Source organism: Citrobacter sp. Cpo032 (assembly GCF_030332975.1).
Taxonomy (GTDB): Bacteria; Pseudomonadota; Gammaproteobacteria; order Enterobacterales; family Enterobacteriaceae; genus Citrobacter; species Citrobacter portucalensis.
On record NZ_JAOWGU010000044.1, the window covers coordinates 39,247 to 65,354 of the forward strand.

Sequence of the window (26,108 nt, forward strand, 5' to 3'; positions counted from 1 at the left end):
TGATCCGGAGTCAATATACACCATAACACCCCGCAAAGGTGTATCTCTTTTTGTGTCATACGTCGTGCCCCGCTTTAGGCATTATCCCGTTAATTGCATTTCAATGATTTAAGCTCTAGTAAACCGGAATATTAATTTTACTAAAATCTATTTTATTTTCATGATGTTATAATAATCACTCATTCCTTATTCCCATTTTTCAGGAATATGATAACGAGGGATACCATACTAACTAAGAGGGATTTTGATATGGCAATACCTGTTTATCTATGGCTTACAGACGATGTAGGAAATCAGGTTAAAGGATCGGTTGATGTACATGGTAGAGAAGGTTCTATTGAAATTGTAGAACTGATGCATAACGTAGAGCTACCTACTGATCCACTGACAGGACAGATTACAGCTAAGAGGAAGCATGGAGATTATTTTTTACTGAAAGAGGTAGATTGTTCATCGCCTTATCTCTATCAGGGTGTATCCAGTGGACAGATATTCAAACAAGCGGTATTGAAATTCTACCATATCAACCACAACGGGCTGGAAGAAGAATATTTTCGAGTGACAATGGATAATGTAAGGGTCAATGAGATTGAACCTTTTATGTTTGATGTCAAGAATCCAGCATATGAAAAGCGAAATCACATTGAGGCATTCTACTTAGCCTACGAAAAGATCACATGGCTCTATCTGGACGGGAACATAACTCACTCCGATTCATGGAACGACAGCAAGGAGGCGGCGTAATGACTTGGGTATACAAAGTAAGTTCTCATAGCTTCTATCTGAATGGTACATACCAATTTGATGCATTGTATTCAGGTAGACCAGGTTTTAAGAATGATTCAGCTAACGAGTGCGTGAGTGAAAAGGGGCCACTTCCTAGAGGAACCTACACTATCGGTCTTGCTTTCTATCACCATAAGACAAAAGCGTACACAATACGCCTTACACCTTACCCTGAAAATCAGATGTGCGGGCGTGATGGTTTCATGATACACGGTAATAGTTCAACACATCCTCTTAGTGCCTCGGATGGATGCATCATATTAGGACTGGCTGGTCGCAAAGAGATCAATGATAGCTCTGATAAGATTCTGGTAGTTGAGGATTAAATGAAAAAATTATTAATCCTTATAACCTTCATACCTATTCTTTCATTTGCAAAAAATGAGGGTTGTGCATCAGTAGGCTCAGCAATGGAAGCCATATTATTCAATAAGTTAGCAGAGGACTTGAGTATAGATACATCTACTGTTGATGAAATGAAAGCAAAAGTAGATGTGCTTGATATTACACCTATTTCACGGATGTACGCTGAGAAATTAGCAAGAATCGACTTTGATAAAGATCCTGATAAGGATAAAACAGAAGATAAGTACAAAAACATTTATCTTTCAAGCTATTATGATAATGAAGTGAAGTCCATTACAGCTAAATATACCTACACCGATAAGCACGGTAAGAAAGATGTATTCATTGCCTCAAGCCTGATGAACAAAGACGAGTGTTCAGTTAGGTTCAACGGGTACATCACCCTATCAAGAGAATTTTAATATTAATAATAGGGGTTAGCAACGGTCCCTATTATCTAATAGATGAAAGAATGCATGGCTGTCAGCCATAGAACAGCCGTAAAGCTGACAGAATGAATCGTGCTGTACCTCCCCTATTGCGAAACTACTGGTCAAGGTTGCTGCAATTCTGTACTTTCATTTACACTTTTTACGAAATGACTGGAGTGATCACAAAATAGTGCTTGTCAGACATCCGGTATGCCAGGAATGATACATGACTGATTTTGATGACCCGAAGAGGTAGAGAGGATGGGTATGAAGAATAAAATGTTGCTGGGTGCACTTCTGCTTGCAAGCAGCGTCGTCTGGGCCGCACCAGCTGCAACAGCTGCCCCCACCGGTATCGATAAGTATGAACTGAGCAGCTTTATTGCTGACTTCACCCATTTCAAACCCGGTGACAAGGTTCCACCACTGTATCTCACCGAAGAATACACCATTAAACAGTGGAATCTGCGCAACCTGCCCGCACCGACGGCAGGCACCCACTGGACCTACATGGGCGGCGCATATGTGCTGGTCAACGATGCCGATGCTAAGATCATTAAAGCCTACGACGGCGAGATTTTTTATCATCGGTAAAAAAACGCACCCAGTATAGTTGGGTGCGTAAATTTCTTGCTTTACTTACTTTTTAATTATAGTCAATAACGACCTTTACCCGACTCATTGTTTCTCCCGCAGTGACTTTCCCTGCATACGTTCTGGTGCGGGCGTAAATATTGATTGGTACTATATTCGCTTTCACATCGCCAGATCGATACAGGTTACTTCTGCCATAACCAATACTCGTTGAACCGTCCATTGATAACTGAAATCCTACCGACCCTGCGCTATTCGCCGCAGTACCATAATCGTTGGTCAGGGTCATTGAATCCTCCGCCAATGGACTCATCGGTTCAAAATAAAATAACAGATTATCAGGCGTAAACTTCAGATTCCCAGCCCCACTGGCCTGACAGGTGAATATTACCGGGTGAAGCTCAAATTTTTTCTTATCAAGATCATTAATATTTATCCTTCCCAGATCAATTTCCTGATTACCAAAATAGCAGGTTGTGATATCGACCATAATCGTGACATTTAAATTATAATTTAATTTTTTTGAACTACAGTTATTCTCATTTCCCTGACAGTATTCAAGGCTCAACTCAGTAACGAGAGGGATCGTCGCACCAGGGGCGATGATCGTTGCGGCCCCGCGGTCTGGGGCCTCAACAATTGAATAGTTCAGAACTAAACCCGCCATATCAAAAAAATCTGACAATGTATACTTTGCTTTATTTGCAACAATATCCTTTGCTTGATAACTCACAGAAAAGGAAACAATGTAATATTTACTGCCTACCTTAAAAGCATATTCACTGCTATGCAAGATGGCCATTGCGGCCTTCAACCATGCCTTCTCCTGTGACTTACAGTCCAGTACAACAGTGCCATCCTGGCCAGAAGCAAAAACACCACCATCAAGTACACCGGACATCGCATCTGGGGTGAAAGAATATGCTCCCGTAATATTTGGTGGAGGAACAAAATCACATTTATCAGCCTGTGCCCAAAAAGAGCATAATGTTAATACCGTTAACAGTATCCATCTCATCATCATTATCCTTTTACTGGCATGAGTATGTCTTACTGGCATCAATTTCCTGATTGAAGGAGATTGTGCAGTAACGTCCTTGTTGTTTATCAATGGCAACTTTGATTTTTGCAGGCACGTCATTAGTACGAATAAACAACATACTGCCTTGCCCAACCAGACCAATGTTTTCGCCCTGTTCGCTTTCGACCTCATAACCAAAGGTTAATGGTGATCCATCCGAGCGCAATGCTTTAAAGTACCAGGGTTTACGCTGGTCGGTATCAAATTGCGCTTTGACCACTGCCCCACGATATGGAGCAACACTTTTACGGTTACCCTGTAATTCTGTTTCGCTATTGGTATTAGAGACATCCAGTGTCAGCATATTCTCACGGTACGCACTCATACCATCATATACCACCGTACCTTTACTGTTTGTCTCCCGATATTTCTGCCCATTGATATAAGCGCCTTCAAGTCCAGGGGCGTCTACGATGGCGAAAGTCTCAGAAAGGTGGTTTGCCAGGTTTATACCGCCAGCCCATGCCACAATCCCACCGGAGATACTGCCACTGCTTTGTTTATATTTTGTGGATTGACTATAACTACCGTTAACCGTTGCAACAGGAGCACGCCACGTCACATTTGCCCCTGCGCTGGTTTCGCTGTCTTGTCGTTGATGGCTCAGGTTTACACCATAGTTAAATTGATCGCGATCGCCTGCGATCCCACTAATACCGGTATTATTTGATGCAAAACCATCATCATCAAATGTGGTCGAGTTAGAGAGATATACCTGTCGCCGTGGCGTGGATATACCATCTCCCCAGTTAAAGGGTATGGAGATAAAGATGTTGAAACGTTTATCTTCATTATGATCTTCATCGTAGGTTTGGCTAGCAGAAAGCGTATAGCTAATCCGTTGCCAACTATTGGTGTAGCTCAGTTGATAATCTTTATTACTACCGCTACGCCCCCAGTAGTCACGCCACAATGTGCTTAGTGATACGGATCCCCAACCCTCAGGAAGCGATTGATTGATGTTGGCTGTAAAACTGTTTTTACGACCGAAATCATACTGATAATAATCAGCAATATCGTAGACATCATTTTCATCACGATGATAACTGTTTTTATTATTCGCCCATACGTGATCGTTAAATGTACGATAGTCACGAGAAGAATATCGGTATGCCGCTAAACCAAATCGCGTCCCTGTCTGCGTAAGATATTTATTCCACGCAACCTGGTAACTCTGGCCATCAAAAACGTCACCATTATCCTGTTTACTATGTGACTGCGTGGCGTCAAAAGAAACAGCGCCAATGCGCGTATTCCAGCCTGTTCCCAGCGTAAAGGCATTATAGTTATCCCCTAGCATTGTGCCGCCATACAGCGTTAATAGATTATTAAAGCCATACTGATAACTGGCCTGAACGAAATCACTTTGGTTGCTGGCACCTTCAATATGGCTGCGACCCGCGACAAAATCATACTTTGACACGCCAGGCTGCAACATATTGGGTACAGACGAATAAGGAACCAGATAGGTCGTAACGGTACCATCCGCTTCTTTCACGCTAACGTCGAGGTCCGACCCACCGCCTGCTAACTGCAAATCGGCAATTGAGAAGGGGCCCGGCGGTACCTCTTTTTGATAGACAACAAAACCATTTTGTTCAATAGTGACAAGGGCATTACTTTGTGCAATCCCTTGAACTAACGGCGTAAAATTCTGTTTTGAGTTCGGGAGCATCTGCATATCACGATATAAGCGTACCCCGCGAAACCGCACGGTATCAAAAATATCTGATGATGTGTACATATCGCCCGCGCGCAATGTGCCCAAAATTTCCGGGATCCCGCGCTCCAAATAGAGAGTATTACTCTTCCACTCACCATTACTATCATCAGTCTTATTGTAACTGGCATCAGAATGTAGTTGCCAACCTAATAAATTCAATCCGCTATTAAAACGAGCAAAAGTATTTTTACTGTTACCGGAGTCTTTATAATCGCTATAGTATTGGCTCACATAATAGGACGTATACAGCGCATTAATCCCCCGATCCCAGTTTTCAGGCTCGACGTAACCGTATTCAAGTTCATTGACGAAAGCCTGCGGGACATTGAGATCAAGGCGAAATCGGCTCACATCAAAAGTCGCCCCTCCCCCCTGAAGTGCAGTTTTTAAAGGTACACATTGTGCATCTTTATCGACTTTAATCCCTTCAGACTTAATCCCAAGACGATGAACGAGATCCCACGTCAAACACGTGTCATCAGGTTCATCTTTGACATTCAATTCATATTTCCCACGCCATTGGTTGTTAAGATAAATATCTAGATCATAGGTTCCGGAAATCGGTTTTTCACCATCAAATCTAAAGTCACTGACCTTTTCACCCTTTAATCCCCCCATCATAAAATGGGTATCAAATGTTTCTTCTTCAGCAAATAGTTGCCCCGAGAACAACAGAAAAAATATCGCGGAAGCAAGTGGAGTTATCCTTAACATGGCCACACCTCATATTATTTAACTCTGATCGTATCGCTAACATAATTACCGCGATCATCAATAATAGTCACAACATACTGATTGCTGCCATTGTTTCTCAGTTGGAGAAGTTGACTGGATAATGGTGGCAATAAAATAGTTTTACCATTTAACTGAACTTTGTTCGCTTCAATCTTGGGGATGGTAATCCAGTTCGCAGTAGCATTATTTAAATTTAACCCGCCATTGCCGCGAGAAAAACTTAACTTTTTAATGCTATTTTGTGTGACCGACTCAATACCCTTAGGTCGGTACAGCATTTTTAATCTGTTCTGCATGGCAAATTTTAGCGTATTCTTCCCATCTTGATTATTTGTATTTGGGGGTATATCCAGCACATTAAAATAAAAAAGACTTTCTTTATCATTTGGTAAGTTATTGGCGATTTTTTTGATTTTTATTTGCTGACCTGAATTACCTTTAACACGGATAACCGGCGGAGTCAGCAAAAATGGTACATCTATTTTTTCCGGAGGTAATGTAGTATCGCCATCATCAATCCAGGATTGTACCAGTGATGCCCTGGTACTCTCATTCATCAACTGAACGACAATTTCTTTTTGATCAGCCGGATAAATAACACGGGTGCCATAAATCACGATATCAGCGTGTGCCGGGAGCGTCAGTGCTATCAGGCCTGAAAGTAAAATCCGTTTCATAATACACTACCTTATTGATAGCGCTATATTGTCGAGTCATCCCGACAATATAGCCATTTAGAATTAATCAGTTTCAACAGTAAATTTTATCGTAGATTTTACATCGCCAGCTTTAACAACCTGAGCCAGTCGCGCCCATCGCGCATCAAATTTCAAGGTGTACTTGACACCTTCATTTCCAATGGACTCACCTTTCAACCCGCTAACATCCACAACCTGGTCGTTCTCGTTGATATTAACGAAACTCGTGGCGGTGTTATAAAAATCAACAGCGAACCCTACGCCGGTAGTATCGCCACCATCATCCTGTAATAATCCCGGATGTTCCGAGAATTTAGTTGGTGAAAAGGTAATATTTTTCAACTCTACCGTAGACGGACAAATAATTTCAATTGAATCTGCATCGGTATTCCACACTTTTGTACTGCTAACAGCACCGATACCAATTTTATACACATCAGAAGTTGAAATTGTACCCATATCAATAATTGCAGAGTCACCACCATTGGAATTAAAATGACAAGATGACCCTTCTACTGTCGCTTGAATGATTAACTGTCCCTCATCAGTAATTTCAGCAGCATGCGCCATACCGACAGATAAAAATGGTAACATCGCCAAAGAAATAATGGATCTTTTCATAGGTCATTCCTTATTAATTTTAATAAACACATCCTTTTAACAACTTCGAAATCAAAATGTCACGAGAATAATTTTGACGCAATGTGAAATGATGTTTTATTTGATTTAACGCAAATTTCACTAAGCATTATTTAAGCATAAGATAATACTTATTTAAGTAATTCACGATAATAATAAATAACGGAAAGCAAATGTAATAGAAGGGAAAATTAAAGAGGCGGCAGTATTACGCTGGGTAAAACTGCCGTTTGACAAGATTCATTCTGAGGTCATTAATCGTAGGTATTGAGCACTATTTGCCGTGTCGTATCACCCGGTAACATCACACGTTGCGTATTGACACCCCGGTAGTTTGGTTTGTCGCTTCCAACCGTCAATCGAACCGCATCTGCCTGGCAATCATTTTGAGGCTCGCCACCTGTCATATCGATATGGCAGGTGGACTCAACAACATGCCCGATGATTGTTAACTTTCCATCGATTGTATCAGAAGCCAAAGCCTGCAAACTCATTCCATAAGCCAGAGTAATAACTCCCAAGAATAAACTTTTCTTCATTGTGTTCATTATTCCTGTAATGGGTGGGAAACAGCGTACAAGCCGCCTGCACTGAGTATTATCAGTTAACTCCCCTATTTGAACCAATTGAAATTGTAGATTAATGGGATAGATTTGATCAATTGTAATGATGCATTGAGGTGATTTATTCGGAAAAAGGCATGAATTATAAACGCAGAATGAACAATATCGTGAGATTTTTAAATTTAATATATTCACCGCATCAATAATACATTGATGCGGTGAATATCTGTAACGCTATAAATTACACCGCGCGGAAGGCAATTTCGCCCGGAATAACCTCTCCCTGCCAGTAGAGCTGTGCAGCCACTCGTCCTGCCAGATCGCGGTAAATAGCAGTAAATTCGCTATCAGGACGGCTAATCACCGTCGGCGTACCACGATCGAGGTCCTCACGCAGAGAAATATGCAGCGGCATCTGTCCCAGCAGTTGAGTGTGATACTGCTCGGCCAACTTCTGTGCCCCACCGGTACCGAAGATCGGTTCATGGTGACCGCAGTTGCTGCAAATATGCATACTCATATTCTCAACAATACCCAGTACCGGCACTTCGACTTTTTCGAACATCACGATGCCCTTTTTCGCATCGATCAGCGCGATGTCCTGCGGCGTAGTGACAACAACCGCGCCCGTTACCGGAATGTTCTGCGCCAGCGTCAGCTGGATGTCACCGGTGCCCGGCGGCATATCCAGTACCAGATAATCAAGATCCGGCCATAAGGTTTCCTGCAACATCTGCAGCAGCGCTTTGCTGGCCATCGGGCCGCGCCATACCATCGCGTTATCGTCAGTGACCAGATAACCAATGGAGTTCGTTGCCAGACCATGAGACATGATCGCTGCCATGTGGGTACCATCTGGCGAGGTTGGACGCTGGTTTTCCGCGCCAAGCATTGTCGGGATAGACGGACCATAAATATCGGCGTCCAGAATCCCTACCTTCGCCCCTTCTGCAGCCAGCGCCAGCGCCAGGTTCACGGCGGTAGAGGATTTACCCACGCCACCTTTACCTGAACTGACGGCGATGATGTTTTTCACACCATTAATACCCGGCTGGTTTTTCACGCGTTTCAGCGTCGCGATGTTATGCGACAGTTTCCAGTCGATCGCTTTCGCACCGGTAATACGCAGCAGATCGGCGCTACATTGCTCTTTTAAGTCCTCAAACGCGCTATGCCAGACAAACGGCATGACCAGCTCAACGTGCAACGTGTCATCCATCCAGGCGACGTGGTGCAACGCTTTAAGCGTAGTCAGATTATGCTTCAGGGTTGAATGCTGAAAATTCGCCAGCGTCCCGGCAACCATGGCGCGCAGGGTCTCTGGTGATTTGGCCTGGGATTGTGCGTTCATCCCGACTCCTTTTTGTTGTTCTGAATATACAATAGTCACCAGGTAGTTTACTCCAACCGCAACAATTATTCATTTACGGATAAATGCCCTTATCGCTTGGCGCAGTAATTACCATTTTGGTACTATCAAAGCCCTTTTCACTACAAAAGAAGTAATTGCCCACTATGACTCAAGTCGCGAAGAAAATTCTGGTAACGTGCGCGCTGCCGTACGCCAACGGCTCAATCCACCTCGGCCATATGCTGGAGCACATCCAGGCTGATGTCTGGGTCCGTTACCAGCGAATGCGCGGCCACCAGGTTAACTTCATCTGCGCGGACGACGCACACGGTACGCCAATCATGCTGAAAGCACAGCAGCTTGGGATCACGCCAGAGCAGATGATCGGTGAAATGAGTCAGGAGCATCAGACTGATTTTGCAGGTTTTGACATCAGCTACGACAACTACCACTCGACGCACAGCGAAGAGAACCGTGAGTTGTCTGAGCTGATTTATACTCGCCTGAAGGAGAACGGTTTTATTAAGAACCGCACAATCTCCCAGCTTTACGATCCGGAAAAAGGCATGTTCCTGCCGGACCGTTTCGTTAAAGGCACCTGCCCGAAATGTAAGTCTCCGGATCAGTACGGCGATAACTGTGAAGTCTGCGGCGCAACCTACAGCCCGACCGAACTTATCGAGCCGAAATCCGTCGTGTCTGGCGCAACGCCGGTGATGCGTGACTCCGAACACTTCTTCTTTGATCTGCCGTCATTCAGCGAAATGCTGCAGGCGTGGACGCGCAGCGGCGCGTTACAGGAGCAGGTCTCCAACAAAATGCAGGAATGGTTCGAATCCGGCCTGCAACAGTGGGATATCTCTCGCGATTCTCCGTACTTCGGTTTTGAAATCCCGAATGCGCCTGGCAAGTACTTCTACGTTTGGCTGGACGCGCCAATTGGCTATATGGGTTCATTTAAAAACCTGTGCGATAAGCGCGGTGACACCACCAGTTTTGACGAGTACTGGAAGAAAGATTCCGACGCCGAGCTGTATCACTTCATCGGTAAAGATATCGTTTACTTCCACAGTCTGTTCTGGCCTGCCATGCTGGAAGGCAGCAACTTCCGTAAGCCGACCAACCTGTTCGTACACGGTTATGTGACGGTGAACGGCGCGAAGATGTCCAAATCTCGCGGCACCTTCATTAAGGCCAGCACCTGGCTGAAGCACTTCGATGCCGACAGCCTGCGCTATTACTACACCGCGAAGCTTTCTTCACGTATTGATGACATCGACCTGAACCTGGAAGACTTTGTCCAGCGCGTTAACGCCGATATCGTCAACAAAGTAGTCAACCTGGCATCCCGTAACGCCGGCTTTATTGCTAAGCGTTTTGACGGCGTTCTGGCGAATGAACTGGCCGACCCGGCGCTGTATAAAACCTTCACCGACGCCGCAGCGGTGATTGGCGAAGCATGGGAAAGCCGTGAATTTGGTAAAGCTATCCGTGAAATCATGGCACTGGCCGACGTGGCAAACCGCTACGTTGACGAACAGGCACCGTGGGTCGTGGCTAAACAGGAAGGCCGCGATGCCGACCTGCAGGCGATCTGCTCCATGGGTATCAACCTGTTCCGCGTGCTGATGACCTACCTGAAACCGGTTCTGCCAACGCTTGCTGAACGTGTTGAAGCTTTCCTGAACAGCGAACTGAGCTGGGATGCCATTGAGCAGCCACTGCTCGGCCACAAGGTCAACACCTTTAAAGCGCTGTACAATCGCATCGACATGAAACAAGTTGAAGCGCTGGTTGAGGCGTCGAAAGAAGAAGTGAAAGCAGCTGCAGCACCGGTTACCGGCCCGCTGGCGGATGACCCGATTCAGGAAACCATCACCTTTGACGATTTCGCCAAAGTTGACCTGCGTGTAGCGCTGATTGAAAACGCCGAGTTCGTGGAAGGTTCTGACAAACTGCTGCGTCTGACGCTGGATCTCGGTGGTGAGAAACGTAACGTCTTCTCTGGTATTCGTTCTGCGTATCCAGATCCGCAGGTCCTGATTGGCCGCCAGACCATTATGGTGGCCAACCTGGCACCACGTAAGATGCGCTTCGGCATTTCCGAAGGGATGGTGATGGCCGCAGGTCCTGGCGGGAAAGATATCTTCCTGTTAAGCCCAGACGAAGGTGCAAAACCAGGCCAACAGGTGAAGTAAATCAAACATCTCAAGCGCTGCAACCGCAGCGCTTTTTTTTGCTACGCAAGTGCTTCCTCTAATCTTAACCCCTGCTCCATTTTCGGACTGCTTCGTTGTTAATATTAGATTTATTCTATACTGCTCTGGTATCAAGGTAGTCCGGGCTCACCAGATTCGTGGACGTTATTATTTAACATCCGATATTCATGAAATGGAGTTTTACATGAAAGCGTTACAAAAATTATTTTCTCTCGCCGTGGCATCGATTGTGGTTTTTTCCCTGGCGGGATGTGGTGATAAAGAAGAGACAAAAACATTCAATGCCAACATTAATGGTTCTGATATCACCGTCTCCTACACCTATAAAGGTGATAAGGTCCTGAAGCAAATCTCCGAAAGTAAAATTAGCTATGCGTCAGTCGGTGCCAGCAATAAAGAGGAAGCAGCAAAAGTATTCGACGCATTAAGCGCCAAATATCAAAACATTACTGGCATAGAAGAAAAACTCACCTATTCAGATACCTACGCGCAAGAAAATGTCACTATCGATATGGAAAAAGTTGATATAAAAGCGTTGCAGGCCATTTCAGGGATGAAACTCTCTGAAAACGCCGATAAAAACATCAGCATGAAGCAAATGCAAACGGTAATGGAATCGGCGGGTTTTAAAGAAGTGAAGTAAACCATCGGCGACCCGATGTTAATCGGTGTCGCCCATTTTTTCTTTATGGTTTCGCGTTATGTACCCGTGATGTCAAACCACGCAGAAAATAACGCAGGAACTGATCGCCGCATTCGCGATAGTTCTTATGATCAGGGGCACGCATCATGGCGGTAATTTCCGGCATCGACACACGGAATTTCTGCTCGGTCATAATAGCCAGAATATCGTCGGTTTTCAGCGAAAAGGCGATACGCAGCTTTTTCAGCACCGTATTGTTATTAACACGACGCTCCAGCGCCAGTTCCGGTGCAGAATCATCTTTACCACGCAGATGATAAATCAGGCCGTTTAAAAAACCGGAGAGAATGATATCCGGGCAACGAACAAACCCAGTCTCATCTTCTTTTGTCATCCAGGTATCGAAACCTGCGGAGGTGGATTCCATGTCAGCAAGCGCAAGAATACGCACCATGTCGTTATTGTTCGCTTTCAGGGTGTAGCGCAGGCTACGAAGAATATCGTTACTTAGCATAGAGCCTTCAACTGTCGGTGATGCAATGGCGCGCAGTGTATCAGTTTTACAGTCCAATCGCCTCTTTTAGACTTTTAAGATAACGACGACTCACCGGAACGGTCAGTCCGTTACGCAAAATCAGTTCCGCCTGACCGTTGTCTTCCAGACGGATCTCCTGCAATTGCGCCATATTTACCAGATATTGCCGATGACAACGCAGCAGAGGAGTACGGCTCTCCAGCGTCCTGAGCGTCAACTCAGTGAAGCCTTCTTTACCATCGCTGCTGGTCACATACACACCACTCATGCGACTGCTGATAAACGCCACATCATCCATTTGCAGCAAATAAATCCGACTATGGCCGCTGCACGGAATAAACTTCAGTGCCTGCTGATTTTCTGGCAGCAGTGATACATCCTGCTTGGTGCGCTCCTGACGCAAACGGATCAGCGTTTTTTCCAGCCGTGCTTCTTCAATCGGCTTGAGCAGATAATCAAACGCATGTTCTTCGAAGGCTTTCACCGCATACTCATCAAAGGCGGTCAGAAAAACAATGTACGGACGATGCTCGGGATCAAGCATGCCAACCATTTCCAGGCCGCTGATACGCGGCATCTGAATATCAAGGAACAGAACATCCGGACGCAATTTATGCACCGCGCCAATGGCTTCCACCGCATTCGAACATTCACCGACAATCTCGATGTCGCTTTGCTCTTGCAACAGGATCCGCAGATTCTCCCGGGCTAACGGTTCGTCATCGACAATCAGCACTTTGATCATGCCAGTTCCTCCAGAGGAAGTCGTAAAGTGATTCGGGTAAAGCGGTCAGGTTCACACGCTACGCTGATGCCAAAATCATCACCAAACCGCTCGCGCAGTCGTTTATCGACCAGATTCATACCCAGTCCACTGGCTTCTGAGGTTGGCTGATACAGCCCGGCATTGTCTTCGATATCCAGCATCAGATATTGCCCTTCGCGACGGGCGGTAATCGATACTTCACCGGTATCCAGTAACTGAGAAGTACCGTGTTTGATGGCATTCTCCACGATGGGTTGCAGAGTAAAGGCGGGTAATTGCTGATGCGAAAGTTCTTCTGGCACCGTCAAGGTCACCTGAAGACGTGACTGGAATCGTGCCTTTTCAATTTGCAGATAAGCATTAACGTGTTCAATTTCATCGGCCAGCGTCACAATTTCCGACGGGCGTTTTAAATTTTTACGAAAGAACGTCGACAGATACTGCACCAGTTGGCTGGCCTGCTCGCTATCGCGTCGGATCACAGCTTTGATGGTGTTGAGTGCATTAAACAGAAAATGGGGATTGACCTGGGCGTGCAGGAGTTTTATTTCCGACTGCGTGAGCATCGCTTTTTGCCGCTCATACTGCCCGGCCAGAATTTGCGCCGAAAGCAGTTGGGCGATCCCTTCCCCCAGCGTACGGTTGATCGAACTAAAGAGGCGGTTTTTGGCTTCATAAAGTTTGATGGTCCCCATTACCCGCTGGTTTTCACCTCGCAGGGGGATCACCAGCGTCGAGCCTAATTTGCATTGCGGGTGCAAAGAGCAACGGTAAGGAACTTCATTCCCATCGGCATACACCACCTCTCCGGTTTCAATCGCGCGTTGGGTATATGACGATGAAATAGGTTTTCCGGGTAGATGGTGATCGTCACCAATACCGGTAAATGCCAGCAGTTTCTCACGATCGGTAATCGCCACCGCACCGATATCCAGCTCTTCATACAGCACCTGAGCAACCTTCATGCTGTTAACCTCGTTGAATCCCTGGCGCAAAATACCTTCCGTTGAGGCGGCAACTTTGAGTGCTGTGGCGGAAAAAGCGGAGGTATATTTTTCAAACATTGCCCGTTTATCGAGCAAAATACGCATAAATAAGGCGGCGCCCACGGTATTGGTCACCATCATCGGCGCGGCAATATTGCTGACCAACCGAAACGCATCATCGAACGGACGCGCAATTAATAAGATGATCAGCATCTGCACCAGTTCGGCAACAAAGGTAATCGCTCCCGCGGTCAGCGGACTAAAGACTTTATCGGTACGACCACGACGGGTAAGCACGCTGTGCACCAGCCCGCCGAGCAACCCTTCCACAATGGTCGAGATCATGCAGCTAAGCGCAGTCATCCCACCCATCGAATAACGATGCAAACCGCCGGTAAGACCAACTAAACCGCCAACCACCGGGCCGCCAAGCAGCCCGCCCATCACCGCGCCAATAGCGCGAGTGTTAGCAATAGAGTCATCGATATGCAGCCCGAAATAGGTGCCTAAAATGCAGAAAATGGAAAAAGTAACATAGCAAAGCAGTTTATGCGGGAGTCGGATAGTCACCTGCATCAGCGGGATAAACAAACGCGTTTTGCTCATGAGCCACGCGATAACGAGGAACACACACATCTGCTGAAGCAGCAGCAACACCAGATTAAACTCGTACATACCCGCCAACCACACATCACTTAAAAGCGCGTAACATACATGGGCTGCGTGTAACTTTCTTTGAAGTGTTGCAAAAAAAGACGAATTTGTGAGAACGATCACTCGAAAGCGCGAGCATGGTTACAAAATCACCCATTCATAGATCAAAAAACAGACAAAACTACCTGGTTCGCAAAAGAGCGTCTAAAGTAAAACTGGGACCTCGCGAGCAAGAGTGAGACGACGATGGCGCTTTACACAATAGGTGAAGTGGCTTTGCTTTGTGATATCAACCCTGTCACTTTACGCGCGTGGCAGAGGCGTTACGGATTACTTAAACCGCAGCGGACAGACGGCGGGCATCGCCTGTTTAACGATGCGGATATCGACCGGATCCGCGAGATAAAACGCTGGATAAACAACGGTGTTCAGGTCAGCAAGGTTAAAATGTTGCTCAGCAATGAGAGCATTGATGTGCATAACGGTTGGCGTGAACAACAAGAGACGCTGTTGAGCTATTTGCAAAGTAATAATTTGCATAGCCTCAGACTGTGGATCAAAGAGCGCGGCCAGGATTATCCCGCACAAACGCTCAACACCCATTTGTTCATTCCGTTACGCCGACGTCTGCAATGCCAACAGCCGATCCTGCAGGCGTTACTGGGGATCCTCGACGGCGTACTGATCAACTATATCGCGATTTGTCTGGCCTCAGCACGTAAGAAACAGGGGAAAGATGCTCTGGTGGTTGGCTGGAACATTCAGGATACGACCCGTTTATGGCTGGAGGGTTGGGTCGCCAGCCAGCAGGGATGGCGCATTGACGTCCTTGCCCATTCGCTGAACCAACTGCGACCGGAGCTGTTTGAAGGTCGCACCTTGCTTGTCTGGTGCGGCGAGAACCAAACGCCCGCTCAGCAGCAACAGCTGAATGAATGGCGCGCGTTAGGTCACGATATTTATCCACTCGGTATTTAATATTCTATTAACAAACGTGTACAATCCTTGAATTCACATAAGGAGTGCATAATGAGCGCAGCTAAAATCGGTGTCATTACCCTCTTCCTGCTGATGGCCATCGGCGGTATCGGCGGTGTCATGCTGGCAGGCTATACTTTTATTTTACGTGCCGGGTAAGATGTCTCGCTAATTTCTCAAACCCGCGATCAACAATTACCGCCGCCAGCGCGACCAGCAGCGCCCCCTGAATCACATAGGCGGTATTGAACCCACTTAGCCCGATAATAATCGGCGTACCCAGCGTGTTCGCCCCAACGGTTGAGGCGATGGTTGCGGTGCCGATATTAATAATCACCGACGTGCGAATCCCGGCCAGAATCACCGGGGCCGCCAGCGGCAACTCGACTTTACGCAGCCGCTGCCCCTGACTCATGCCCATTCCGCTGGCAATATCCATCACGCTGGGTGAAATTCCGCCGAGTCCCGCCAGTGTTGCCTGCAAGATCGGTAATACGCCATACAGGATCAACGCGATAATTGCCGGTTCAGGACCAAATCCCATCACCGGTACAGCTATCGCCAACACCGCAACTGGCGGAAAGGTCTGCCCCACGGCGGCAATGGTTTCCACCATCGGCCGGAATTCCGCGCCCCAGGGCCGGGTTACCGCTATACCGGCCCCGGTGCCAATGAGTACGGCAATCAGGCTTGAAATCCCCACCAGGCCAAAATGGCTCAGTGCCAGCGCCGCAAAACTTTCCTGCTGATACACGGGACGCGGTAGCGCCGGAAATAGCGCACTGAACAAGGCCTGACTATGAGGCAACCCAACTAACAGGACCAGAAACAGGACAATAAGCCATAACAACGGATCAGCAAGACGTTTCACGGGTCGGCATCTCCGAAAGCAAATCACGAAAATGAAGCGTCCCGCAGGACACCCCCTGCGGGGTCACGACCGGCAAGACGTCGCAACCGCGCGCTACGAACACCGACAACGCATCACGCAGCGTCATTTCATCTACCAACGGTTCACCGGCTGTGTGTTCACCGCGACGGATAAAATCCCCTACCGTGCGAAGCGACAACAGACGTACGCCCAGTTCACTACGGCCAAAGAATGTTTGCACGAATTCGTTCGCCGGTGCTGTCAGCATCGACAGCGGCGTGCCTTGCTGCACTACCTTTCCTGCATCCATCAGAACCAGATGCTCCGCCAGCCTTAGCGCCTCGTCGATATCATGCGTCACCAGCACAATGGTACGCCCGAGCAGACGATGAATACGCGTCATCTCCTGCTGCAGCGCACCGCGGGTGACCGGATCCAGCGCGCCAAAAGGCTCATCCATCAGCAGTACCTGCGGATCTGCCGCCAGTGCGCGAGCAACCCCGACCCGCTGCTGTTGCCCGCCAGAAAGCTGATGCGGATAACGATGGCGCAAACTGTCCTCAAGACCCAGCAGCGCCATCAGTTCGTCTGTTCGGTCATCAATACGAGAACGCGACCACTTTTGTAGCTGCGGCACCGTGGCGATGTTCTGCGCGACTGTCCAGTGGGGAAACAAGCCAATCGACTGAATCGCGTATCCCATACGCCGCCTTAACTCCAGCACCGGCAGGCTGCGGATCTCTTCCCCGGCAAAGCGAATCTGTCCGCTGTCATGTTCAACCAGCCGATTGATCATTTTCAGCGTGGTGGATTTCCCGGAACCTGACGTGCCAATTAACACCGAAAAGCTGCCCTCCCCCAACCGCAGGTTAAGGTCGTCAACGGCTGTTTGCTGACCATAGGTTTTACTGACATGGCGAAATTCAATCATTGTTTGTTACCTTCAACAGCGCGAGCCCTAAATCAAACAGCGCATCAATCAATACTGCCAGTACCACAACCGGGATCACGCCCAGCAACACTAAATCGACGGCGCTACTGAGCAATCCCTGAAAGACCAGCGCGCCAAATCCCCCTGCGCCAATCAGCGCAGCAATCACCGCCATTCCCACCGTTTGCACCATCACTACCCGTAAACTGCGCAAGAAGACCGGCAATGCCAGCGGGAACTGCACCGAGACAAACCGCTGGAAAGTGTTCATCCCCATCGCTCGGGCGCTTTCCAGTACATCCTGCGGCACCTGATTCAACCCAGCCACAACGCCACGTACCAGCGGTAACAGCGCATACAGCACTAACGCAATAAGCGCAGGCGTCAGGCCAGTTCCGGCGACGCCGAGCGAACCCAACAAAGGAAAGTGCTTCACCAACCCGGCAAGGGGCGCAATTAACAGGCCAAACAGCGCGACTGAGGGAATGGTTTGGATGATATTCAGTACCGCAAAAACCGGCCCCTGACGGGAGACAGAGAAAGCACACCAGATGCCCAACGGCACACCAATAAGCAGCGCGGGCACCACGGTAGCGAACAGAATTGTCAGATGCTGCGCCAGGGCGTCATTGAAGACATCCTGACGGTTGGCATATTCTTTAAGCAGGGAAAGATCGTTAAACGTGCCGGAGAACAAAAGCACCAGCGGAAAAATAAACATTTGCGCGTGCAACAGCCAACGCCATGATGCCAGCTCGGTTATGCGACGAATAGCGTCACTGGCGGCCAGCAACATTAGTCCTAGCCCCAACCAGAACCCGCTGCCCAGGCTGGTTCTGGCCAGTGGACTTCCCGTCTGGGCCAGATACGTTGCCGTTGTTCCTGCGGTTACCAGCGCTGCAATCACCAGCAACTGGCTAATAACAAGGGTCAATATATTGCCGGGCTTTCCCGGTACAAAGCACAGAAGAAACAGCAGCAAACAGGCTACTGCCAATCCCCACGCCATGTCGGGCCGGATATCCCAGAGTTGGCGCCCCTCACCGGAGACCAGGCGATTAGGCGCATAGCTAATGAAAGGCAGCGCTGCCGCCGCGAAGGTAAGAAGTACCAGTAACAACAGCACCCGATTAACTGAAATCTTTGACAAAACACCCACCTGCTGCAAACTCCGTTACTTCACCCATCCTTTTTGCTTCAGGTAGTCTGCTGCAACTTTTTTCGCATCCAGCCCCTCCACGGCAATACTGGCATTCAGCTGCTGCAACGTTTTTTCATCCAGACTGGCAAAAACTGGTTGTAGCCATTCTCCCATTTGCGGGTAGTCTTTCAGCACCGATTCACGTACGACGGGTGCTGGCGCATAAATGGGCTGGACACCTTTTGGATCGCTTAAAGTTTGCAGACCGAGCGCCGCAACCGGGCCATCTGTGCCATAAGCCATCGCCGCATTGACGCCAGAAGTCTGCTGCGCCGCTGCTTTAATCGTCACCGCGGTATCTCCCCCAGCTAGCGACAACAGCTGATTTTGATTTAGTTTGAAATCATAGGCTTTTTCAAACGCAGGCAACGCGTCAGCCCGTTCGATAAATTCAGCAGAGGCAGCAAGTTTGAACGTTCCCCCGTCTTTCAGGTAGCGGCCTAAATCAGCAAGGGACTCAAGCTTGTTCTTTTGCGCGACATCCTGGCGTACCGCAATGGTCCAGGTATTGTTGGCAGGAGCAGGCGTTAGCCAGACCAGCTTATTTTGCTCTGCATCCAGCTTTTTCACTTTATCGAAACCGGCCTGCGCATTTTTCCACGCGGGATCATTTTCATCTTTAAAAAAGAATGCGCCATTACCAGTATATTCCGGATAAATATCCAGCTCACCGGAGGTGATTGCCCCACGCACTACTGGGGTGGTACCCAGCTGTACTTTATTGACAGTTTTCACGCCATGGCTTTCGAGCACCTGCAAAATAATGTTGCCGAGCAGCGCCCCTTCGGTATCTATTTTTGAACCAACCGTGACGGGTGACGCGGCCTGTAAGGGTAGGCTTATCGCGGCTAACAGCGCCAGCGAACCCACCGATACTTTTGAGATTATCATGCTGTACTCCTTATCCTTTTGCGGCCCTTTTCAGAGACTTGAGGAAAAAGCATAGTCGAAAAATCAAGCCTTAACCTGGCAATTGGGTGGTAACGCTGAGAGTTATTAGCGGTAAGGCGATAATAAAATAAAAAAAATCCGGCAAACCCAATGTGAATTTGCCGGATGATACGACTTTGTCGGCCTGATAAGCATAGAGCCATCAGGCATGCTGCATGACTTTATTCATCTATTACAGCAGTTCAAATTCGCCCTGCTTCACTCTGGCGGAATCCACGCCGATGAAAACGTTAAATTTGCCAGGTTCTGCATCGTATTTCATCTGCTGGTTCCAGAATTTGAGCGCTTCAATATCAATCGGGAAGCTGACGGTCTGGGTTTCACCAGGCTTAAGATTCACTTTTTCAAAACCTTTCAGCTGTTTTACCGGACGACTCATGGAGGCGGTCACATCCTGTAAATACATCTGAATCACCGTTGCACCTTCGCGTTTGCCGGTGTTGGTCACCTGCACGCTGGCCGTCACGGTTCCGTCACGCTTCATCGTCGGAGAAGAGAGCTTCACATCAGAAACCGTAAACGTGGTGTAGCTCAGGCCATAACCAAAGGGATACAACGGACCATTGGCTTCATCAAAGTAGCGCGACGTATACTTGTTCGGCTTATCGGCGTTATACGGACGGCCGGTATTGAGATGGCTGTAATAGACCGGGATCTGTCCAACAGAGCGCGGGAAAGACATCGGCAGCTTGCCTGACGGATTGTAATCACCAAACAGCACATCGGCGATGGCGTTACCGCCTTCCGTCCCGGCAAACCAGGTTTCGAGGATCGCATCGGCTTGTTGATCTTCCTTCACCAGCGCCAGCGGACGACCGTTCATCAACACCAGAACCAGAGGTTTACCCGTGGCTTTCAGCGCAGCAATCAGGTCACGCTGACTTTGCGGAATGGTGATATCGGTGCGGCTGGAGGCTTCATGCGCCATGCCCTGCGCTTCACCGACTACCGCGACAACCACATCAGATTGCTTCGCGGCGTTAACGGCTTCATCGATCATCGCCTGCGGCGAACGCGGATCAACCTTTACCGCTTCTTCATACAGGTTGAGGAAATCGACAATGCCTTTGTCGTTGGTGATATTCGCCCCTTTGGCGTACAGCACTTTGCCCTGATCGCCGACGGCATTTTTAATCCCCGTCAGTACCGTTACCGACTGATCGGCAACACCGGCGGCGGACCAACTGCCCATTACATCACGCTTGCTGTCGGCCAGCGGTCCGACAACCGCCACGGTGGCGAATTTTTTCAGCGGCAACGTTTCCAGACGGTTTTTCAGCAACACCAGGCTTTCGCGCGCCACTTCACGCGCCTCTTTGCGATGCAAACGGCTTTCTGCGTTGGTGTCCTGTGGGTCAGATTCTTTGGCCCCCAGATGGCTGTACGGATCGTTAAACAACCCCATATCATATTTCACGTTCAGCACATGACGCGCGGCGTCGTCCAGCTCCGCCATCGTCACTTTGCCGGATTTAATCAAGCCCGGCAGATATTTGCTGTAATACTCATCGCTCATACTCATGTTGATGCCGGACTTGATCGCCACACGCACCGCATCTTCAGGATCGGAGGCGGTACCGTGCTTAATCAGTTCCTTAATCGCGCCGTGATCGGAAACGGTAATCCCCTTAAAGCCCCATTCATCTCGCAGCACGTCTTTTAGCAGCCATGCATCTGAGGTTGCTGGTGTACCGTTCAGCGAATTAAGACCCACCATCACCGCACCGCTACCGGCATCCAGCCCGGCTTTATACGGTGGCATATAGTCGTTGAACAGACGCTGTGGACTCATATCGACGGTGTTATATTCCTTGCCACCTTCAACCGCGCCATAGGCGGCGAAGTGCTTGACGCTGGTCATCACCGAATAGCGGTCAGCCGGGCTTTTCCCCTGCATCGCTTCCACCATGGTTTTACCCATCGTAGCCGTTAAAAACGTATCTTCTCCAAAACCTTCTGAAGCTCGGCCCCAGCGCGGATCGCGAGAGACATCGACCATTGGCGCCCAGGTCATATTCAGACCATCATCGGCAGCCTCATACGCGGAAATACGGCCAACGGTTCTGACCGCATCGAGATTAAAAGAGGACGCCAGGCCGAGACTTATCGGGAACACGGTACGCTGGCCGTGCAATACGTCGTAGGCAAAAAAGAGAGGAATTTTCAGGCGGCTGAGCTCCATCACCTGATCCTGCATTTTGCGGATATCCTGGCGCGTGACGGTGTTAAAAATTGCCCCAACCTGCCCGTCTTGGATCATCTCGCGGATGGCTTCTTTCGGGTTATCAGGCCCTACGCTTATCAAGCGTAGTTGCCCAATTTTCTCATCCACGGTCATCTGTTTAAGTAAATCGGTAACGAATGCATCCCGCGCTTCTGGCGTCAGAGGATGGTTACCAAACAGCGTGTCCGCCAGCGCTGGTTGCAACGCCAGACTCACCGCGACACCTACAGAACATAGCCATTTCATGTTGATTCTCTCTTTATTTTTTCCCGACGAGGCAGCGAAAATATAACAAAAACCGCAGTTTGCCGTAAGACTAAACGGGAGCGATAAAGAAAGCTAAGGTTATTCTCCTAATTTTCGAAACCAACGCGACTCAGTGGAGGACAACCCAGAGACAATGTGAATGAGAAAGCGTATTGTCATACAAAGCGCTATGCTTGTTCCTGATATTGAGTCCCACCACAAGGAGTGGAGAATGTCTTCCATTACAACAGATAATAAAGCTTTTCTGAATGAACTGACCCGTCTGGTAGGTCATTCACACCTGCTCACAGACCCTGCTAAAACCGCCCGCTATCGCAAGGGATTCCGTTCCGGTCAGGGCGATGCACTCGCCGTGGTGTTCCCTGGCTCGCTTTTAGAACTGTGGCGCGTCCTCAACGCTTGCGTCGCCGCAGATAAAATTATCCTGATGCAGGCCGCCAACACTGGCCTGACCGAAGGCTCTACGCCGAGCGGTAATGATTACGACCGCGAGATTGTCATTATCAGCACCCTGCGCCTTGATAAGCTGCACGTCATCGGCAAAGGCGAACAGGTGCTGGCCTATCCCGGCACCACGCTTTATTCACTGGAAAAAGCGCTCAAACCGTTTGGCCGTGAGCCGCATTCGGTGATCGGATCTTCCTGTATCGGCGCTTCAGTGATTGGCGGTATTTGTAACAACTCCGGCGGCTCGCTGGTTCAGCGCGGTCCGGCATACACTGAGATGTCGCTGTTTGCGCGTATTGACGAGCAGGGTAAATTACAGCTGGTTAACCATCTGGGTATCGAACTGGGCCAGACCCCGGAACAGATCCTTAGCAAACTTGATGACGAGCGTATCAAAGATGACGATGTGCGCCACGATGGACGTCATGCACACGATCACGACTACGTTACCCGCGTCAGAGATATTGAGGCGGACACGCCCGCTCGCTATAACGCCGACCCGGATCGGTTGTTTGAATCATCCGGTTGTGCAGGCAAGCTCGCGGTTTTTGCGGTGCGCCTGGACACCTTCGAAGCCGAAAAAAACCAGCAGGTCTTTTACATCGGTACCAACCAGCCAGAGGTACTGACGGAGATCCGCCGTCATATTCTGGCAAAATTTGAGCATCTGCCGGTCGCCGGTGAATATATGCACCGCGATATTTATGACATCGCTGAGCAATACGGTAAAGATACGTTTCTGATGATCGACAAGCTCGGCACCGACAAAATGCCCTTCTTCTTCACCCTGAAAGGTCGCACCGATGCGATACTGGAAAAAGTGAAAATTTTCCGTCCACATTTCACCGATCGGGCAATGCAGAAATTTGGCCATTTGTTCCCCAGCCACTTACCCGCGCGCATGAAAAGCTGGCGCGATAAGTACGAACATCACCTGCTGTTAAAAATGGCCGGTGGCGGCGTGGCTGAAGCGCAAAACTGGCTAAGCGAGTTTTTCAAAACCGCTGAAGGCGACTTCTTTGCCTGTACGCCGGAAGAAGGCAGCAAGGCGTTTTTGCATCGCTTTGCGGCGGCTGGCGCGGCGATTCGTTATCAGGCCGTACATGCCGATGAAGTGGAAGATATTCTGGCGCTGGATATCGCGCTGCGCCGTAACGACACCGAATGGTACGAGCATCTGCCTGCAGAGATCGACAGCCAACTGGTGCACAAACTCTATTACGGCCACTTTATGTGCTACGTCTTCCACCAGGATTACATCGTGAAAAAAGGCGTGGATGCGCATGCGCTGAAAGAGCAGATGCTGGAGCTTCTGCACGAGCGCGGAGCACAGTATCCAGCAGAGCATAACGTCGGACATCTGTATAAAGCACCGGAAACATTAACCCGTTTTTACCGCGAGAATGACCCCACCAACAGTATGAACCCGGGGATTGGTAAAACGAGTAAGCAAAAGTTCTGGAAAGAGTCGTAAACCAGAAAAAGATAAGCGCCACCGGGCATGTTGCCGGGGGCGCTTCGCTTGCCCGGCCTACCGCTACATTAGCTATGTGTATGCCGGATAAGTTGTCTTATTTAATCGTTCTGTGCAGTTTGCTCGCTCGTCACTGAACCCGCCGCTGCCATCTGCGCCGCTTTTTGCTTTTTATAGCTCAGCGCCGCTGCCGGAACCGGCATCACCTTGCCCGTTTCGATCCAGGTACGTAAACGGCTGGCATCAGCAAAGTGGGTATATTTACCGAACGCATCCATCACCACCAGCGCCACCGGTTTGTTATTGATCACGGTGCGCATCACCAGACAGTGGCCTGCCGCATTGGTAAACCCGGTTTTGGTTAACTGAATATTCCAGTTATCGCGGTATACCAGATGGTTAGTGTTACGGAATGGCAGCGTATAAGCCGGGTTGGCAAAAGTCGCCATATCTTCACGCGTGGTGCTTAACTGGCCAATCAGCGGATACTGTTTGCTGGCGATCAGCAGCTTGGTTAAATCACGGGCGGTCGAGACGTTATGAATCGATAAGCCGGTTGGTTCCACAAAGCGAGTCTGAGTCATGCCGAGCGCTTTCGCTTTGGCATTCATGGCCTTAATAAACGCGTTATAACCGCCAGGGTAATGATGCGCCAGGCTCGCCGCCGCACGGTTTTCTGATGACATCAGCGCCAGCAGCAGCATGTCTTTACGGCTAATTTCACTGTTCAGTCGCACACGAGAGTAGATGCCTTTCATTTCCGGCGTCTGACTGATATCAACTTTCAGCTTCTCATCCAACGGCAGTCGTGCATCAAGCACCACCATCGCGGTCATTAATTTGGTAATCGACGCTATCGGACGCACCAGATCCGGGTGGTTCGAATAGATAACCTTGTTGGTATTCAGATCAACAATCATTGCGCTACCGGACGCTATCTCAGGCTGAGAAGCTGCTGCGGTAGTTGCCGTTTTAGCCACGGCTTGGGGTGCAAAAGGAACGGCCAGCACCAGGGCAAGGCTTAATAATGAAACTCGGAATTTCAGCATGATGAGATTTCTGATAATGGTTCACGCACGTCACAACGCACACCGCCAGAGACTAAGTATTATCTCAAGCTAGCTCAGGCATCATAGCGATCCGGCAGGTTTGCCGCCACAGGAGAATCGTCTCGAAATGCTGCGTTGCTGACTTTTACGTCAACAACGCAGCGCAGACAGGTTTATCCGTCAGAATAACCGATAGCCGTAACCCCACAGGATTACCGTAATCGCCAGCAGAACTTCCAGCACCAGCACACCGATCGCCAGCGTCGAACTGGAAAAGCTCAGGCCTTCCTCTTTAGAGATATTCAGGAACGTCGGAATGCCGAGATAGAGTAAATAACCGGTGTAAAACAGCGCAATGGTCCCCACCAATGCGCACAGCCAGACCAGCGGATAAAGTGCGACCAGCCCGCTTAAAAACAGCGGCGTCGCGACATATCCGGCAAACACCATACAATGCGCCAGCGACGGACGTTGCGGATAATTACGCGCCATCCACCAGATAACCCGGCCCATGACGGCGACGCCTGCCAGCATCACCCCGTAGAACAGAATTGCCATCGCAAATCCGGTCAACAGAGATAACTTCAGGATATTGCCATCGCCAAAATTCCAGCCGATTTGCGTGGTACCGATAAACGCGCAAACAACCGGGATTGCCGCCATCAGCAGTACATGGTGGGTATAGTGATGCGAAACACTTTCGTTTTCGCTGTTGATCACGTGCATTTCACGATCGGGATGGGAAAATAGCCCCCAGACATGGTTCATACCGCCCCCTTCTTGTCAGCTCCGGACCTCAACACTTCAATTATAATTCAGCTTTTGATTATTTTATGTACACAGAGAAAATACCGAAGCGCCGGGTAAAAAGTGTGTAAGCCGTAGGCCTGATAAGCGAAGCGCCATCAGGCATTAGGGAACTGAACGACGTTATGCGCTACTACGCGGCTTTTCCGGCATCAAATA

Annotated in this window: 25 protein-coding genes; 9 read left to right on the forward strand and 16 right to left on the reverse strand. The window is 48.8% G+C overall.

Going from position 1 to position 26,108, the window contains the following annotated elements; genetic code table 11:
• Positions 1–249 precede the first annotated feature (249 nt).
• The 4 genes from tssD to OGY33_RS11395 all read left to right on the forward strand — a co-directional run bounded on the left by tssD (position 250) and on the right by OGY33_RS11395 (position 2,156).
• The gene (gene tssD / locus OGY33_RS11380; RefSeq protein ID WP_048236390.1) at positions 250–744 is read left to right on the forward strand and encodes a type VI secretion system tube protein TssD; all 495 of its coding nucleotides are present in this window, start codon (positions 250–252) and stop codon (positions 742–744) included.
• Positions 744–1,112, forward strand: a complete 369-nt coding sequence (locus tag OGY33_RS11385; RefSeq protein ID WP_048234942.1) for a tlde1 domain-containing protein — start codon at positions 744–746, stop codon at positions 1,110–1,112. Before tssD ends, OGY33_RS11385 begins: the two co-directional genes overlap by 1 nt.
• Positions 1,113–1,553: a hypothetical protein gene (locus OGY33_RS11390; RefSeq protein WP_048234940.1), complete on the forward strand. Its 441-nt coding sequence runs from the start codon at positions 1,113–1,115 to the stop codon at positions 1,551–1,553.
• A gap of 270 nt (positions 1,554–1,823) precedes the next feature.
• Positions 1,824–2,156, forward strand: coding sequence for an RcnB family protein (locus OGY33_RS11395; protein ID WP_003834436.1), 333 nt, complete (start codon positions 1,824–1,826; stop codon positions 2,154–2,156).
• Positions 2,157–2,208: 52 nt separating this feature from the next.
• On the opposite strand, the gene OGY33_RS11400 is transcribed toward OGY33_RS11395, so the two are convergent.
• From OGY33_RS11400 to apbC, 6 genes are all read right to left on the reverse strand, one after another.
• On the reverse strand, positions 2,209–3,174 hold the full coding sequence (locus OGY33_RS11400; RefSeq protein ID WP_048215932.1) for a fimbrial protein: 966 nt from the start codon (positions 3,172–3,174) through the stop codon (positions 2,209–2,211).
• Between the two features lie 13 nt (positions 3,175–3,187).
• Positions 3,188–5,674 carry a fimbrial biogenesis outer membrane usher protein gene (locus tag OGY33_RS11405; protein WP_048215931.1) on the reverse strand — a complete coding sequence of 829 codons (2,487 nt, stop codon included), beginning with the start codon at positions 5,672–5,674 and terminating at the stop codon, positions 3,188–3,190.
• 14 nt (positions 5,675–5,688) lie between these two features.
• Positions 5,689–6,372, reverse strand: coding sequence for a fimbria/pilus periplasmic chaperone (locus OGY33_RS11410; protein ID WP_048215930.1), 684 nt, complete (start codon positions 6,370–6,372; stop codon positions 5,689–5,691).
• 63 nt (positions 6,373–6,435) lie between these two features.
• Positions 6,436–7,014, reverse strand: a complete 579-nt coding sequence (locus OGY33_RS11415; protein WP_071692570.1) for a fimbrial protein — start codon at positions 7,012–7,014, stop codon at positions 6,436–6,438.
• 272 nt (positions 7,015–7,286) lie between these two features.
• Entirely contained in the window at positions 7,287–7,571 is a 285-nt protein-coding gene (locus OGY33_RS11420) for a DUF2574 family protein (protein WP_048215929.1), read from the reverse strand.
• 265 nt (positions 7,572–7,836) lie between these two features.
• Complete coding sequence (apbC, locus tag OGY33_RS11425; protein ID WP_191238301.1) at positions 7,837–8,946, reverse strand: iron-sulfur cluster carrier protein ApbC; 1,110 nt, start codon at positions 8,944–8,946, stop codon at positions 7,837–7,839.
• A gap of 164 nt (positions 8,947–9,110) precedes the next feature.
• Between apbC and metG the strand changes: the two genes are divergently transcribed.
• The gene (metG, locus tag OGY33_RS11430; RefSeq protein ID WP_191238300.1) at positions 9,111–11,144 is read left to right on the forward strand and encodes a methionine--tRNA ligase; all 2,034 of its coding nucleotides are present in this window, start codon (positions 9,111–9,113) and stop codon (positions 11,142–11,144) included.
• Between the two features lie 205 nt (positions 11,145–11,349).
• Positions 11,350–11,808, forward strand: a complete 459-nt coding sequence (locus tag OGY33_RS11435; RefSeq protein WP_032943976.1) for a YehR family lipoprotein — start codon at positions 11,350–11,352, stop codon at positions 11,806–11,808.
• 43 nt (positions 11,809–11,851) lie between these two features.
• Here the strand turns inward: OGY33_RS11435 and OGY33_RS11440 are convergent, their stop codons facing one another.
• From OGY33_RS11440 to OGY33_RS11450, 3 genes are read right to left on the reverse strand one after another with little or no spacing between them, the layout of a single operon-like run.
• On the reverse strand, positions 11,852–12,322 hold the full coding sequence (locus OGY33_RS11440) for a YehS family protein (RefSeq protein WP_191238299.1): 471 nt from the start codon (positions 12,320–12,322) through the stop codon (positions 11,852–11,854).
• Between the two features lie 46 nt (positions 12,323–12,368).
• The gene (btsR, locus tag OGY33_RS11445; protein ID WP_003840155.1) at positions 12,369–13,088 is read right to left on the reverse strand and encodes a two-component system response regulator BtsR; all 720 of its coding nucleotides are present in this window, start codon (positions 13,086–13,088) and stop codon (positions 12,369–12,371) included.
• A complete protein-coding gene (locus OGY33_RS11450) occupies positions 13,085–14,770 on the reverse strand; it encodes a sensor histidine kinase (RefSeq protein ID WP_003834458.1) in 1,686 nt (561 codons plus the stop codon). Before OGY33_RS11450 ends, btsR begins: the two co-directional genes overlap by 4 nt.
• Positions 14,771–14,995: 225 nt before the next feature.
• On the opposite strand from OGY33_RS11450, the gene mlrA reads away from it, so the two are divergent.
• The gene (mlrA, locus tag OGY33_RS11455; RefSeq protein ID WP_003027351.1) at positions 14,996–15,727 is read left to right on the forward strand and encodes an HTH-type transcriptional regulator MlrA; all 732 of its coding nucleotides are present in this window, start codon (positions 14,996–14,998) and stop codon (positions 15,725–15,727) included.
• Between the two features lie 51 nt (positions 15,728–15,778).
• Positions 15,779–15,886 (forward strand): protein YohO, encoded by a 108-nt coding sequence (locus OGY33_RS11460; protein WP_003027354.1) that lies wholly within the window; start codon positions 15,779–15,781, stop codon positions 15,884–15,886.
• Here the strand turns inward: OGY33_RS11460 and OGY33_RS11465 are convergent.
• The 5 genes from OGY33_RS11465 to bglX all read right to left on the reverse strand — a co-directional run bounded on the left by OGY33_RS11465 (position 15,867) and on the right by bglX (position 22,151).
• On the reverse strand, positions 15,867–16,598 hold the full coding sequence (locus OGY33_RS11465) for an ABC transporter permease (protein ID WP_048234924.1): 732 nt from the start codon (positions 16,596–16,598) through the stop codon (positions 15,867–15,869). The genes OGY33_RS11460 and OGY33_RS11465 overlap by 20 nt on opposite strands.
• On the reverse strand, positions 16,582–17,529 hold the full coding sequence (locus tag OGY33_RS11470) for an ABC transporter ATP-binding protein (protein ID WP_060683543.1): 948 nt from the start codon (positions 17,527–17,529) through the stop codon (positions 16,582–16,584). The genes OGY33_RS11465 and OGY33_RS11470 overlap by 17 nt, the downstream gene beginning before the upstream one ends.
• Positions 17,522–18,688 carry an ABC transporter permease gene (locus tag OGY33_RS11475; protein WP_275052637.1) on the reverse strand — a complete coding sequence of 389 codons (1,167 nt, stop codon included), beginning with the start codon at positions 18,686–18,688 and terminating at the stop codon, positions 17,522–17,524. Before OGY33_RS11475 ends, OGY33_RS11470 begins: the two co-directional genes overlap by 8 nt.
• Before the next feature lie 15 nt (positions 18,689–18,703).
• The gene (gene osmF, locus OGY33_RS11480; RefSeq protein WP_128316783.1) at positions 18,704–19,621 is read right to left on the reverse strand and encodes a glycine betaine ABC transporter substrate-binding protein OsmF; all 918 of its coding nucleotides are present in this window, start codon (positions 19,619–19,621) and stop codon (positions 18,704–18,706) included.
• Positions 19,622–19,853: 232 nt separating this feature from the next.
• Complete coding sequence (gene bglX, locus OGY33_RS11485; protein WP_191238297.1) at positions 19,854–22,151, reverse strand: beta-glucosidase BglX; 2,298 nt, start codon at positions 22,149–22,151, stop codon at positions 19,854–19,856.
• Between the two features lie 232 nt (positions 22,152–22,383).
• Here bglX and dld point away from each other — a divergent pair, with 232 nt between their 5' ends.
• Positions 22,384–24,093, forward strand: a complete 1,710-nt coding sequence (dld, locus tag OGY33_RS11490) for a D-lactate dehydrogenase (RefSeq protein ID WP_048224581.1) — start codon at positions 22,384–22,386, stop codon at positions 24,091–24,093.
• Between the two features lie 101 nt (positions 24,094–24,194).
• Here dld and pbpG read toward each other — a convergent pair whose 3' ends face one another.
• Positions 24,195–25,142 carry a D-alanyl-D-alanine endopeptidase gene (gene pbpG, locus OGY33_RS11495; protein ID WP_020996667.1) on the reverse strand — a complete coding sequence of 316 codons (948 nt, stop codon included), beginning with the start codon at positions 25,140–25,142 and terminating at the stop codon, positions 24,195–24,197.
• A gap of 180 nt (positions 25,143–25,322) precedes the next feature.
• On the reverse strand, positions 25,323–25,910 hold the full coding sequence (locus OGY33_RS11500) for a Yip1 family protein (protein WP_003834475.1): 588 nt from the start codon (positions 25,908–25,910) through the stop codon (positions 25,323–25,325).
• Positions 25,911–26,108 lie beyond the last annotated feature (198 nt).

Excerpts from the sequence above, each read along its gene's own strand:
- tssD (WP_048236390.1), top strand. The coding sequence starts at position 250 with ATGGCAATACCTGTTTATCTATGGCTTACAGACGATGTAGGAAATCAG.
- OGY33_RS11385 (WP_048234942.1), top strand. The coding sequence starts at position 744 with ATGACTTGGGTATACAAAGTAAGTTCTCATAGCTTCTATCTGAATGGT.
- OGY33_RS11390 (WP_048234940.1), top strand. The coding sequence starts at position 1,113 with ATGAAAAAATTATTAATCCTTATAACCTTCATACCTATTCTTTCATTT.
- OGY33_RS11395 (WP_003834436.1), top strand. The coding sequence starts at position 1,824 with ATGGGTATGAAGAATAAAATGTTGCTGGGTGCACTTCTGCTTGCAAGC.
- OGY33_RS11400 (WP_048215932.1), bottom strand. The coding sequence starts at position 3,174 with ATGAGATGGATACTGTTAACGGTATTAACATTATGCTCTTTTTGGGCA.
- OGY33_RS11405 (WP_048215931.1), bottom strand. The coding sequence starts at position 5,674 with ATGTTAAGGATAACTCCACTTGCTTCCGCGATATTTTTTCTGTTGTTC.
- OGY33_RS11410 (WP_048215930.1), bottom strand. The coding sequence starts at position 6,372 with ATGAAACGGATTTTACTTTCAGGCCTGATAGCACTGACGCTCCCGGCA.
- OGY33_RS11415 (WP_071692570.1), bottom strand. The coding sequence starts at position 7,014 with ATGAAAAGATCCATTATTTCTTTGGCGATGTTACCATTTTTATCTGTC.
- OGY33_RS11420 (WP_048215929.1), bottom strand. The coding sequence starts at position 7,571 with ATGAAGAAAAGTTTATTCTTGGGAGTTATTACTCTGGCTTATGGAATG.
- apbC (WP_191238301.1), bottom strand. The coding sequence starts at position 8,946 with ATGAACGCACAATCCCAGGCCAAATCACCAGAGACCCTGCGCGCCATG.
- metG (WP_191238300.1), top strand. The coding sequence starts at position 9,111 with ATGACTCAAGTCGCGAAGAAAATTCTGGTAACGTGCGCGCTGCCGTAC.
- OGY33_RS11435 (WP_032943976.1), top strand. The coding sequence starts at position 11,350 with ATGAAAGCGTTACAAAAATTATTTTCTCTCGCCGTGGCATCGATTGTG.
- OGY33_RS11440 (WP_191238299.1), bottom strand. The coding sequence starts at position 12,322 with ATGCTAAGTAACGATATTCTTCGTAGCCTGCGCTACACCCTGAAAGCG.
- btsR (WP_003840155.1), bottom strand. The coding sequence starts at position 13,088 with ATGATCAAAGTGCTGATTGTCGATGACGAACCGTTAGCCCGGGAGAAT.
- OGY33_RS11450 (WP_003834458.1), bottom strand. The coding sequence starts at position 14,770 with ATGTACGAGTTTAATCTGGTGTTGCTGCTGCTTCAGCAGATGTGTGTG.
- mlrA (WP_003027351.1), top strand. The coding sequence starts at position 14,996 with ATGGCGCTTTACACAATAGGTGAAGTGGCTTTGCTTTGTGATATCAAC.
- OGY33_RS11460 (WP_003027354.1), top strand. The coding sequence starts at position 15,779 with ATGAGCGCAGCTAAAATCGGTGTCATTACCCTCTTCCTGCTGATGGCC.
- OGY33_RS11470 (WP_060683543.1), bottom strand. The coding sequence starts at position 17,529 with ATGATTGAATTTCGCCATGTCAGTAAAACCTATGGTCAGCAAACAGCC.
- osmF (WP_128316783.1), bottom strand. The coding sequence starts at position 19,621 with ATGATAATCTCAAAAGTATCGGTGGGTTCGCTGGCGCTGTTAGCCGCG.
- bglX (WP_191238297.1), bottom strand. The coding sequence starts at position 22,151 with ATGAAATGGCTATGTTCTGTAGGTGTCGCGGTGAGTCTGGCGTTGCAA.
- dld (WP_048224581.1), top strand. The coding sequence starts at position 22,384 with ATGTCTTCCATTACAACAGATAATAAAGCTTTTCTGAATGAACTGACC.
- pbpG (WP_020996667.1), bottom strand. The coding sequence starts at position 25,142 with ATGCTGAAATTCCGAGTTTCATTATTAAGCCTTGCCCTGGTGCTGGCC.
- OGY33_RS11500 (WP_003834475.1), bottom strand. The coding sequence starts at position 25,910 with ATGAACCATGTCTGGGGGCTATTTTCCCATCCCGATCGTGAAATGCAC.